This window comes from Pedobacter sp. 01N310, from assembly GCF_056399805.1.
On the sequence record NZ_JBFTSB010000005.1, the window covers coordinates 189,602 to 201,962 of the forward strand.

Here is a 12,361-nt window from a genome sequence, read left to right on the forward strand (position 1 = left end):
TAAGTCCAAGTAAATAATACCCCTTCCTAATTATTTTTAATGCCGTTCGTCTAATAGTTATGGGCGTTCGTCGACAATTAGACTATACTGGTATAATACACCTAAATTTCCTGCAACATTTTCAACCAACTGCAGTCTTATATTCAAAAAACGACAATTAAATAATGCGCTAGAATTTATACCCTGTGCATTATATCAAGATAAAGTTTAGTTTTAGTTAATGATTGAAGCAGCGGTGGAGCGAGTCCGACCGCTGTTTTCTTTTTACTGAAATAATGCAACTAATGACAAATGAATTACTGAACAGATAATCCAATGCATCAATATTCTGCCATTTTTAGCTGATACAGAAGCCCTTTACAATTTGATTATGCCGTTCCAAATATTTTATACTTACTTTTGCACTAATTTTCCTTTATAAATCCGAAATACAAAAAAATTGAGCACACTAATTGCGGCAGAAGGCTTAGGTCATGGTTATCATGACGAATGGCTGTTTAAAAATTTAACCTTAGGTATTAACTCTGGTCAGCGCGTGGCGTTGGTTGGAATTAATGGTGCGGGTAAGAGTACACTTTTGAAATTATTGGCAGAAAGGTTCCCTCCGCTAGAAGGTAAAATTGTAAAAAATAAAGCTGTTAAAATCGGTTTTCTCGATCAGGAACCACAATTTACTGAAGGTTTTTCTATTAGCGACCACATATTCTCTCTTGAGAATAAACAACAACAGTTAATTAAGGAATATGAAGAATTAATTGAAGATCCTAATCCAGACGAAAAAACACTTAATCGTTTATATGAAGAATTAAGCGAACACAATGCCTGGGAATATGAACATGAGATTAAAACCATCTTAAACAGAATGGGCATTACTCATCTTCAGCAGAAAATATCTACCCTGTCTGGCGGACAAAAGAAACGTTTGGCTCTTGCCAAACTTTTAATTGAAGATCCAGAAATTTTGGTGCTTGATGAACCCACCAATCATTTGGATATTGATACCATTGAATGGTTGGAGAAATTATTAACCACTGGACAAAAAACAATTTTACTCGTCACCCACGATAGATACTTTTTGGATAATGTTTGTAATACAATAGTAGAATTAGATAGAGGTAAGATTTTCAACTATAATGGAAACTACGCTTATTATTTAGAGAAGAAATCGGAAAGAGAAGCTTTAGATGCAACGGTTTTACATAAGAACCAACAGCTATTAAAGAAAGAATTGGAGTGGATGAGACGCATGCCACAGGCACGCGGAACCAAATCTAACGCCAGAATCAATGCTTTTTACGATTTAGAGGAAAAATCAAAGAAAAAGGCTGATAATCAGAGTATTAACCTCCAAATGAAGATGTCTCGTCAAGGCGGGAAGATTATTGAGATAGAACACATTAAAAAAGCATTTGATGACCGTCCGATCATCAACGATTTTAGTTACACCTTTAAAAAAGGAGACAGAATTGGCTTAGCAGGAAAAAATGGTACGGGTAAATCTACTTTGCTAAATATCATTACAAGTCAATTAAAGCCAGATGCTGGTAAAGTTGATACTGGAGAGACAACCGTTTTTGGTTATTACAAACAAGGTGGTTTAACTTTCGATCCAAAAGAAAGGGTAATTGATATTGTAAAATCTGATGCTGAATATATCAAGATGGCTGACGGTTCAGTGATTACGGCCTCTGCCCTATTAACCCTATTTCTCTTCCCCCCGAAGAAACAACATGGTATGGTTGAGAAATTAAGTGGTGGTGAAAAGAAACGTTTAAACTTGATGAAAGTGCTAATGCAAAATCCGAACTTTTTAATTTTGGATGAGCCAACAAACGATCTTGATATCGACACGCTGAACGTTCTTGAAGAATTTTTAGAAAACTTTCCTGGCATATTAATGCTGGTTTCTCACGATAGATACCTGCTTGATAAAATGAGTGATCAACTATTTATCATGGAAGGTGAAGGTGTAGTTAAAATTTATAATGGCAATTATTCTGAATACCGTTTAAGTTTAGAACAACCAAAAGTAAAAACAGAAACCAAGAAAACCCCTACCCCCGCTGTAGAACAAACACCTGTTAAAGCGGTAAAAAAATTAAGTTTCAAGGAGCAAAAAGAATTAGAGGATAGTGAAAAAGGCATAGCAGAAACAGAAAACAAAATAGCTTCGCTTAACGAAAGCTTAGTTAAAATTGATGCGACCGACTATGTAAAAATTCAGGAAGTTTCCAGCGAGATAGAATTGCTTCAGGCAAAGCTTGACGAGTTAACCATGCGTTGGCTCGAACTTTCAGAATAACCAAAGTATAATTGAAAGATGTTTTCCACGTTATGTTTCACGTGGAACATCACACAATCGCCGTACTGAATTATTTTTAGCACGACGTAATATTAGGATAAAAACCAATTGTTCCACGTGGAACATTAAAGAAATACAAAATAAAATGTTTTCAAAATACGATTTGATTGTTGTTGGTGCTGGTCACGCAGGCTGTGAAGCTGCTGCTGCCGCTGCCAATTTAGGATCATCTGTTTTATTAATAACAATGAACATGGGCACGATTGCCCAAATGAGTTGTAACCCTGCCATGGGTGGCGTAGCTAAAGGACAGATCGTTCGCGAGGTGGATGCCATGGGTGGTTATTCAGGTATTATTTCTGATAAATCGACTATTCAATTTAGAATGCTTAATAAGTCAAAGGGCCCTGCCATGTGGAGTCCAAGAGCACAGATTGATAGAATGCGTTTCGCAGAAGAATGGCGTTTAGCTTTAGAAAGAACACGCAACCTTGATATATGGCAGGACAGTGTTGTTGGCCTATTGGTAAAAGATAATACGGTATATGGTGTTAAAACATCTTTAGGTATCGAGATAGAAAGTACAGCAGTAGTACTTACCAATGGAACTTTCTTAAACGGCATAATGCATATTGGAGAAAAGAAATTTGGAGGAGGTAGAACTGCCGAAAGAGCATCAACAGGAATTACAGAACAACTGGTAGAACTAGGTATGGAAGCAGGCCGAATGAAAACCGGTACTCCCCCACGCGTAGACGGAAGAAGTTTGGATTATACCAAAATGGAAGAACAATGGGGAGACGAAAACCCAGGTAAATTCTCATACACTGATACCGAAGTTTCGACAGACCAACGTTGTTGCTGGATCACTTATACCAATGGGGATGTTCATGAAACGCTAAAAGAAGGTTTCGAAAAATCACCAATGTTTACTGGAAGAATTAAAGGTTTAGGCCCAAGATACTGCCCATCCATTGAAGATAAAATTAACCGCTTTGCTGAACGCGACAGACATCAGATTTTCGTTGAACCTGAAGGATGGAATACTTGTGAAATTTATGTAAACGGATTTTCAACATCACTTCCAGAAGATGTACAATTTAAAGCACTAAGGTTAATACCAGGTTTCGAACAAGCAAAAATGTTCAGACCAGGTTATGCTATCGAATACGATTTCTTCCCACCTACCCAATTGTCTTTAACACTAGAAACTAAGTTGATCAGCAATTTATTTTTAGCCGGACAGATCAATGGAACTACAGGATATGAAGAAGCAGCTTGTCAGGGTTTCATGGCTGGAATAAATGCACATCAAAAAATCACAGATAAACATGAACTGATCATGAAAAGATCTGACAGTTATATTGGAGTTTTAATTGACGACCTGGTAACAAAAGGAACGGAAGAACCTTATCGTATGTTTACATCGAGAGCCGAACATCGTTTGTTATTAAGACAAGACAATGCTGATATCCGCTTATCTCCTATCGGCCATGAGCTGGGCTTAATTTCTGATGAACGTTTAGAAAAGGTAAATCAGAAAATTGCAAATGCCGATGCTTTGGTTAAGTTCACCAGAAACCAAGGTATCGAAATGAGCGATGCGAATCCAATGCTCGAAAGTTTAGGATCGAGCGTTTTAAATCAAAATGTAAAAATACACAGTTTGGTTGGCAGGCCTCATGTTGGTTTACCTGATCTGATTAAAGTTAGTAAAGCGCTTGCAGAAGCAACCAAAGATTTAGACAATGAAACTATTGAGCAAGCCGAAATCAAAATTAAATATGAAAGTTATTTTGAAAAGGAAAATGAAATTGTAGCCAAAATGCTGAAGATGGAAGACAAAGAAATTAAGCCTGATTTCGATTACAATAAAATTGTTTCCATTTCAAAAGAGGCCAGAGAAAAATTATTTAAGATCAAACCACGTACTTTAGGTCAGGCATCACGAATTTCAGGCGTTTCTCCTTCAGACATATCAGTTTTAATGGTTTACATTAATAAGTAATTGATAATCAATACTTTACCTATTTCAGAGTAGACTTAAAATAAAGCGATATAAGCTAAAAAAAATATTTTTTAATGTTACAGTTCCAAAAAGTATAAAAATTCGTCAGAACGTTTAAAATATGCCAAATTTAAAAGCTCAGTATTTTAACCTTAAAAATTTAGCGGTTGTTATAACCTTGCTCCTATTTTTTGGTTGTGCAAGTATCCAAACACCACAAGGTGGGCCAAAAGATACGAAGCCGCCAAAAGTTTTAAGCATGACTCCAAAAAATCAAACGAGGAATTTTAATGCTAAAAAAATTGTAATCGAGTTTGATGAATATTTTAATCTTAAAGATGAGTTTAAAGAATTTTCAATTTCACCCGATCAGGAAAAAACTCCTGAGTTAAAAAAGAGGCAAAAAAGATTAGAAATTAACCTTAAGGATTCTTTAGAAAAAAATACAACCTACACTTTAAACTTTGGAAAATCTGTAGCCGATGTTAACGAAGGAAATGTAGTTAAAAATTTATCCTATGTTTTTTCTACCGGCCCGGAAATAGATTCGTTATCATTAAGCGGCAAGGTAATCAATTCGCTAACCGACGAACCTGAGAAGGAAGTTACCGTATTTATTCTACCTTTAGAAAGAGACACCATTTTTGGAAAAAAACGCCCATCAATATATACCACTACTGATAGTGCAGGAACCTACAAATTGAATAACCTTAGAAAAGGTACTTATAAAGTGTATGCGGTTAAGGAAAGTAGCGGAGGAGGCGATAAAATATACCAGCAGATTTCGGATGAAGTTGGATTTGTAAAAGACCCTATTGTAATAGATAAAAATATAGAGAACATAGATCTGCAGATATTTAAGGAATTGGCACCAGAATTCCGAGTATTAGACCGAAAACTAAATAACGACGGCAGTATATCAATCATCTTTAACCAGCAGCTTAAAAGCCCTAAAATAACCATTACAGACCCACCAGCTGTTGACGTGGGTAAGTTTGTCCATTTCTCTAAAAATAATGATACCGCCAAAATATGGCTAAAAGACTTAAGCTTCGATTCGGTTAAGGTTGCCATACAAGATCAAGGTAAAGTTTTACAGACCTTAAACTTTACCCGGGGTAAAAAAGACACGTATACACGCGAGGTTACTGTTTCTGATAACTTATTGGGCGGTAAGTTAAACCCTTTCCAACAGTTAACGCTAACCTTTCCTTTTCCAATGACTGCTGCAGATCCATCAAAAATCACCCTTTTAGAAGACTCAGTAAAACGGACAACTTTTGAAGTAGTAAAAGACAGTGTAGATTTCCTTAAATACTATATAAAATACCCTTGGAAAAATAAAAGGACTTATGATTTGAAGCTAGCTGCAGGTGCTTTTACAGCTATATTCAATGCTAAAAACAAAGATGTAACCAAGAGATTTTCGCTCGAAAGCCAGGATGCTTATACTACGCTCGTATTAAATGTTACTGTTCCAGATACCGCTAAAAGATATGTTGTGCAGTTTCTAAACGAAAAAAAGGACATCATAAAATCTTTTCCGGTAAGCAAAAACTCAAAAGTTACTTTTTCTAAATATCCGGCAGGCAAGTATATGCTCAGGGTAATTTACGATGAAAATAAAAACGGAATCTGGGATACAGGAAATGTTAAAGAAGGATATCAACCCGAAAAAGTTTGGTATGTAAAGGCTTTAATGGATTTAAAACCTAACTGGGAACGTGAAGACCCATTGGTGATACCTGCACCACCTAAAAATAATTAAAATAGCTGTCACCCTGACTTGTAGCGCAGCGGAAAGCTACACAGTAAACCGAGCCTTAAGCGAGCTCACCGAAGGTAATTTATTTCAGGGTCTTAATGGCAACAAAGATGCTGAAACAAGTTCAGCATGACGGATACTAAGTGGTAAACCAACCCGAATACATGATATAATTATCAGGCAATTTATTCAATAAAGCCCTTTGCTCATCAGTAATGGGCTTTATTTTTTTTGCAGGCGTGCCAGCATATAAATAACCCGTTTCACATATCGTATTTTCCAATACTACAGATCCCGCTGCAATAATACAATACTCTTCTATAACAGCATGATCCATTACAATGGCACCCATGCCGATTAAAACATTATCCTGAACAGTACAGCCATGCACTATGGCATTGTGCCCTACAGATACCCGGTTACCGATGTGTGTAGAAGCTTTTAAGTAGGTTGCATGAATTACCGCACCATCTTGTATGTTTGATTCATTTCCAATCGTAATGGCATTTACATCGCCTCTAATTACAGCATTAAACCATACCGAGCATTTGTCACCTATTATTACATCACCCACTATTGTGGCATTCTCTGCAATAAAATTGTCTTTTCCAATTTCAGGGTATTTATCTTTTACGGGTAGTATTAAAGGCATAACTCTATTTTACGTCACCCTGAATTTATTTCAGGGTCTTATTATGTATTGTATATATGATACGTACATGCTGAACTAAATTCAGCATGACGATTCCACATTAAAAAACGGTATCTACTAATTCTTTTGCATGTTCAGGATAATCAGTAGTATAATGTAATCCCCTGCTCTCTTTCCGTTGCATGGCAGATTTGATCACCAGATAAGCAGTTTGAATTACATTACGCAATTCGCAAAGTTTAACTGAAACTTTATTTTTTTTATAAAATTCTTCTGTTTCCTGATAAATTAAAAACAAGCGGCGATGTGCTCTTTCCAAACGGAAATCAGAACGGACAATACCCACATAATCGCCCATAACCTTTTGTAGCTCCCTAAGGTTATGTGTTACCAATACATCCTCATTACTTTGGGTAACACCTTTAGAGTCCCACTCTGGGATATGATCGGGAATAATGTTATTTTGAAAGTTCTCGATAGCATCCTGGTAAATACGGTGTGCAAAAACCGTAGCCTCTAATAACGAATTGGAAGCCAAACGGTTAGCCCCATGCAAACCTGTTGAAGAGCATTCGCCACAGGCATATAAATTTTTAATTGAAGAGCGACCATATTCATCAACTAAAATGCCACCACACATATAATGAGATGCAGGTGTAACAGGTATATAATCTTTCGTCATATCTATCCCTATTGATAAACATTTGGCATATATATTAGGAAAGTGTTTCAGAATATCTGCTTTCTTGCGCATGGTAATATCAAGGTAAACAAAGTCATCGCCTGATTTCTTCATTTCATTATCTACCGCACGGGCTACTATATCACGTGGTGCCAAAGATTTACGCTCATCATATTCATGCATAAATTCCTCACCATTCTTCCGTCTTAAAACACCACCAAAACCCCTAACAGCTTCTGATATTAAGAACGATGGGTACTCTCCAGGATGATACAAAGCAGTGGGATGGAACTGAATAAACTCCATATTCCTTACCTTTCCTTTTGCACGGTAAACCATTGCCATACCATCGCCTGTTGCAATAACCGGATTTGTTGTGGCCGAATATACATGTCCGGCACCACCCGAAGCCATCACAGTCACATTTGCCACAATCTTTTCCACATCGTTAAGCTCTGTGTTAAAGGCATATACACCATAACAGTTGATATCTTCGGTACGTTTATCAACAAACTCACCCAGGTGATGCTGGGTAATTAACTCCAGCGCAAAGTAATGTGTTAATATCTCTATGTTGTTATTCTCATGAATTTCATTCAGCAATACCCGCTCAATCTCGTATCCGGTGATGTCTTTGTAGTGCAAAACACGGTGTTCAGAGTGTCCTCCCTCCTTGGCTAAATCATAGAAACCGGAGTTATCCTTATCGAAGTTTATACCATAATCAATGATCTCCTGAATACGCTGAGGCCCCTCTTTTACAACGATTTCCACAATTTTTTCATCACATAATCCATCGCCGGCAATCAAAGTATCATCGATATGTTTCTCAAAAGAATCACCTTTATCTACCACAACCGCAACACCGCCCTGAGCGTATTTTGTATTCGATTCGTCTTCGTTCGACTTAGTAACAATTAAAACCTTACCAAACTTTGCTGCCTTAAGTGCAAAACTCAAACCCGCTATACCTGAACCAATTACCAGAAAATCTACTTTCCTCATTAATAAAAACATTTAATTATCCACGATGTTAACAACTAGTTGATAAATGTTAACTCTGTGTCTAAATTATCCTAACAAATAAATTTGAATGTTTAAAGCTACTCTAAAAAGACAATTTGCCACAATCTTTTAAGTAATTTTTGAGCACCTTTGTACAAGTAATTAACTTTTTACCCACTTATAAACAATTAACATTCGGGTATTGATAAAAATTGAGTGACTTTTCGATAGTGCTGAAAATCAAATTCATGATATTAGAGAAATGTAATCTAAATGTTAGTAAACGATTAACAACTTATATAAAAGAACTTTTTTTCGAAACTTGCCAACAATACTAACACACTAATAAACAAACAAGATTTATTTATTTAAAAATACTTATTAATTATTGAGACGTTGAAAGCTTTATCTTTGGCCAACGTCAAAATTCAAAAAAGGAAAATTTTAAAATGAACATAGATGTCTTAGAAGAAATCAATAAAAAAGGTTTCGCAGAAGAAGAAATTGATCCTACACTCGATCTTTTTGCTGAGATTGAGAAATTAAAAAAGGAAAAGAATGCCATTATTCTTGCACATTACTATCAAGAACCTGATATTCAGGATATTGCAGATTATATTGGCGATAGTTTAGGACTGTCGCAAGAAGCAGCAAAAACAGATGCTGATGTAATTGTGTTTGCTGGCGTGCATTTTATGGCCGAAACAGCAAAGATTTTATCGCCTGATAAAACGGTTCTATTACCAGATGTAAAAGCAGGATGCTCATTAGCAGATAGTTGTCCGCCCCATCTGTTTAGAAAGTTTAAAGAAAAATATCCAGATCACCTGGTCATCACTTATGTAAACTGTACTGCTGAACTAAAAGCTTTAAGTGATATTGTTTGTACAAGTACGAATGCCGTTCAGATTGTAGAGAGTTTACCTAAAGACCAAAAAATAATCTTCGGTCCCGATCGAAATTTAGGTGCTTATGTAGCAAAGAAAACCGGGCGCGATTTGGTATTGTGGAATGGTGCCTGTATGGTACATGAAATTTTTTCGCAGGAGAAAATTACAAAACTAAAAGAACGCCATCCGAACGCTAAATTTATTGCGCATCCGGAATGTGAAGAAGTGGTTTTGAAAATGGCCGATTATATCGGTTCAACAACCGGGCTTCTAAAATATACCATTACCAATCCGGCTACAGAATTTATTGTAGCTACCGAAAGTGGAATTATCCACCAGATGGAAAAGGCAAATCCAACAAAAACATTTATTCCGGCGCCGCCGAATAACAGCTGTGCCTGTAACGATTGCCCATACATGAAAAGAAATACTTTAGAAAAACTATATTTATGTATTAAAAATGGTTTGCCAGAAGTAACTGTACCTGAGCATATTATTGAACTTGCCCGTAAACCGATACAGCGCATGCTTGATATTTCTGCAGAATTGGGATTATAATGCATAAAGACATCCGAAGTTTACAGGAGCTTAGGGCCAGCAAAACTTCGGATGTCTAATCTTAGATTATGGAAAAAAACAACATCCTTAAAAATTACTCAGGCTTATTATGGCTTTTGGCAGGAATAACTGTTGGAAGTATTGTGGGCTTAATTTTTGGGAAAAGCGTTGAAAGTATAAAACCATTAGGCGATATATTTTTAAACCTGTTGTTTACAGCTGTTATTCCATTGGTATTTTTTGCGGTTTCTTCAGCAATTGCGAATATAGATAGAACAAAAAAGTTAGGAAGATTATTAACCATTATGGTTTTGGTCTTTCTTTCTACCATACTCATTTCTGCGGTTTTAACCTTGGTTGCTACCTGGATTTTTCCTATCCATCAGCAATTAGGAAACACGCCTTTACCAACTGAACCTGAAAAAATCCAGTCGTTTGGCGAACAAATGACCCAACTTTTAACCGTAGGAGAATTTTTCGAGATAGGAAGTAGAAAAAATATGCTTGCATTGATTATTTTTTCAGTACTGGTTGGTTTTTCTACGCTATATTCTGGTAAAGAAGGCGATGCATTTAAGAACTTCTTGGTATCGGGCAATGAAGTGATGAAAAAACTCATCATTTTGATTATGAAACTTGGCCCAATCGGTTTGGGTGCTTATTTTGCTTATCAGGTTGGGGTTTTCGGTCCACAGCTTTTTGGAACTTATGCCAAAGCTTTAGGTTTATACTATGGCGTAGGTGCATTTTATTTTATCGTTTTTTTTACCCTATATGCTTTTGTTGCAGGTGGATTTAAAGCGATAAAAGTATTTTGGAAAAATAACATTGTGCCATCTTTAACTTCAATCGGAACCTGTAGCAGTATTGCCACTATTCCGGCAAATTTAGATGGTGCGCGAAAAATGGGCGTACCCGATTACATTACCAATGTGACGATTCCATTAGGTTCAACCTTGCATAAGGATGGTTCGAGTATTAGCTCTATTGTTAAAATTGCTGTTGTTTTTGCCATTTTTGGTAAGGATTTAGTACATGTTGATACCATTATTTTGGCACTGGGTATTACTGTTTTAGTGAGTATTGTAGAAGGTGGAATACCAAATGGCGGTTATATTGGCGAATTATTAATGATTTCGGCTTACCAATTACCACCAGAGGCGCTACCACCAGCTATGATTATTGGAACTCTGGTAGATCCAATGGCTACCTTGTTAAATGCTACTGGCGATAATGTTGCGGCCATGTTAATTGCCAGGTTTACCGAAGGTAGGAATTGGATGGAAAGTAAGGATTTGTCATCCTGACGCAGGAAGGATCTGCAAGCTATGAAATACCAGCTGGTGCAGTTAAAGATTCTTCGCTATGCTCAGAATGACAATTGATTTTAAAAAATAAAAATCGGGGGCTTCGCCCCTAACTATTGCATATGTTTGAAAATAAAGAGCGTACAGATATTAATGAATTAGGCGAATTTGGGTTGATTAAACACCTAACTACTAATTTTAAAATTAAAAACGATTATTCGGTAAAAGGTGTTGGCGATGATGCTGCTGTTTTAGATGCCAAAGGAAAACAGACCTTAATTTCGACTGATTTATTGCTGGAAGGAATCCATTTCGACTTGGCTTATGTGCCTTTAATGCACTTAGGTTACAAAGCTGTTCAGGTAAATTTGAGTGATATTTATGCCATGAACGGAAAAGCAAGTCAGATTACAGTTTCGCTGGGTTTATCGAGTAAATTTCCTTTAGAGGCTGTCGAAGAAATTTATAAGGGAATCGAACTAGCTTGCAACAAATATAACATTGATTTAATTGGTGGAGATACTTCATCAAGCAAGCAAGGCCTGGTAATCAGTATTACCAGTATAGGTTATGCCGATGCAGATAAAGTGGTGTACCGAAATGGCGCTCAAGAACATGATTTATTGTGTGTTTCTGGCGATTTGGGTGGCGCTTATTTAGGCCTGCAGATTTTAGAAAGAGAGAAGTTAATCTATTTGGAAAATCCACAGATCCAACCAGATTTAGAGGGTAAAGATTATATCATCGAAAGACAATTGAAACCAGAAGCAAGGATGGATATTATTGCACTTTTAGATGAAATGAATATCAAACCAACTTCGATGATCGATGTTTCGGATGGTTTAGCTTCCGAAATTTTACATTTGGCAGAACAATCAGATAAAGGAATGACCATTTACGAGGAGAAAATTCCTTTAGATCCAATGACTTATGAAACTGCGCGTGAATTAGGTTTAGATCCAACGGTTTGTGCTTTAAGTGGTGGTGAAGATTATGAGTTATTGTTTACCATTAGTCAGGATGATTATAAAAAACTGAAACATGATGTAGATATTACTGTGATTGGACATGTTACCGATAAAAACTCGGGTTGTAAAATGGTTTCTAAATCAGAAAAAGTACACGAACTGAAGGCTCAGGGTTGGAATGCTTTTAATAAATAAAAATAGGTCGTCATTTCGAGCGGAGTGCA

At 36.5% G+C, this 12,361-nt stretch carries 8 protein-coding genes; 6 read left to right on the forward strand and 2 right to left on the reverse strand.

Translation table 11 applies throughout. The annotated features are described in order from the left end of the window. The first annotated feature begins 439 nt into the window (after positions 1-439). The 3 genes from AC1DNH_RS12665 (at position 440) to AC1DNH_RS12675 (ending at position 6,078) form a co-directional block, all read left to right on the forward strand. Positions 440-2,302 (forward strand): ABC-F family ATP-binding cassette domain-containing protein, encoded by a 1,863-nt coding sequence (locus AC1DNH_RS12665; RefSeq protein WP_477625416.1) that lies wholly within the window; start codon positions 440-442, stop codon positions 2,300-2,302. A gap of 145 nt (positions 2,303-2,447) precedes the next feature. Beyond that, on the forward strand, positions 2,448-4,310 hold the full coding sequence (gene mnmG, locus AC1DNH_RS12670; protein ID WP_477625417.1) for a tRNA uridine-5-carboxymethylaminomethyl(34) synthesis enzyme MnmG: 1,863 nt from the start codon (positions 2,448-2,450) through the stop codon (positions 4,308-4,310). Positions 4,311-4,431: 121 nt separating this feature from the next. Continuing rightward, positions 4,432-6,078, forward strand: a complete 1,647-nt coding sequence (locus tag AC1DNH_RS12675; RefSeq protein ID WP_477625418.1) for an Ig-like domain-containing protein — start codon at positions 4,432-4,434, stop codon at positions 6,076-6,078. A gap of 136 nt (positions 6,079-6,214) precedes the next feature. Here the strand turns inward: AC1DNH_RS12675 and AC1DNH_RS12680 are convergent, their stop codons facing one another. Both AC1DNH_RS12680 and nadB read right to left on the reverse strand, forming a co-directional pair. After that, positions 6,215-6,727, reverse strand: coding sequence for a gamma carbonic anhydrase family protein (locus tag AC1DNH_RS12680; RefSeq protein WP_477584925.1), 513 nt, complete (start codon positions 6,725-6,727; stop codon positions 6,215-6,217). Between the two features lie 100 nt (positions 6,728-6,827). Next, positions 6,828-8,414: an L-aspartate oxidase gene (gene nadB, locus AC1DNH_RS12685; protein WP_477625419.1), complete on the reverse strand. Its 1,587-nt coding sequence runs from the start codon at positions 8,412-8,414 to the stop codon at positions 6,828-6,830. Positions 8,415-8,863: 449 nt separating this feature from the next. Between nadB and nadA the strand changes: the two genes are divergently transcribed. The 3 genes from nadA to thiL all read left to right on the forward strand — a co-directional run bounded on the left by nadA (position 8,864) and on the right by thiL (position 12,332). Continuing rightward, positions 8,864-9,862 carry a quinolinate synthase NadA gene (nadA, locus tag AC1DNH_RS12690; RefSeq protein ID WP_057931002.1) on the forward strand — a complete coding sequence of 333 codons (999 nt, stop codon included), beginning with the start codon at positions 8,864-8,866 and terminating at the stop codon, positions 9,860-9,862. Positions 9,863-9,930: 68 nt separating this feature from the next. Beyond that, on the forward strand, positions 9,931-11,169 hold the full coding sequence (locus AC1DNH_RS12695) for a dicarboxylate/amino acid:cation symporter (RefSeq protein WP_477609772.1): 1,239 nt from the start codon (positions 9,931-9,933) through the stop codon (positions 11,167-11,169). A 122-nt stretch (positions 11,170-11,291) separates the two neighbouring features. Further along, a complete protein-coding gene (gene thiL / locus AC1DNH_RS12700) occupies positions 11,292-12,332 on the forward strand; it encodes a thiamine-phosphate kinase (protein WP_477586106.1) in 1,041 nt (346 codons plus the stop codon). The last annotated feature ends 29 nt before the right edge of the window (positions 12,333-12,361 follow it).

Excerpts from the sequence above, each read along its gene's own strand:
- mnmG (WP_477625417.1), top strand. The coding sequence starts at position 2,448 with ATGTTTTCAAAATACGATTTGATTGTTGTTGGTGCTGGTCACGCAGGC.
- AC1DNH_RS12675 (WP_477625418.1), top strand. The coding sequence starts at position 4,432 with ATGCCAAATTTAAAAGCTCAGTATTTTAACCTTAAAAATTTAGCGGTT.
- AC1DNH_RS12680 (WP_477584925.1), bottom strand. The coding sequence starts at position 6,727 with ATGCCTTTAATACTACCCGTAAAAGATAAATACCCTGAAATTGGAAAA.
- nadB (WP_477625419.1), bottom strand. The coding sequence starts at position 8,414 with ATGAGGAAAGTAGATTTTCTGGTAATTGGTTCAGGTATAGCGGGTTTG.
- nadA (WP_057931002.1), top strand. The coding sequence starts at position 8,864 with ATGAACATAGATGTCTTAGAAGAAATCAATAAAAAAGGTTTCGCAGAA.
- AC1DNH_RS12695 (WP_477609772.1), top strand. The coding sequence starts at position 9,931 with ATGGAAAAAAACAACATCCTTAAAAATTACTCAGGCTTATTATGGCTT.
- thiL (WP_477586106.1), top strand. The coding sequence starts at position 11,292 with ATGTTTGAAAATAAAGAGCGTACAGATATTAATGAATTAGGCGAATTT.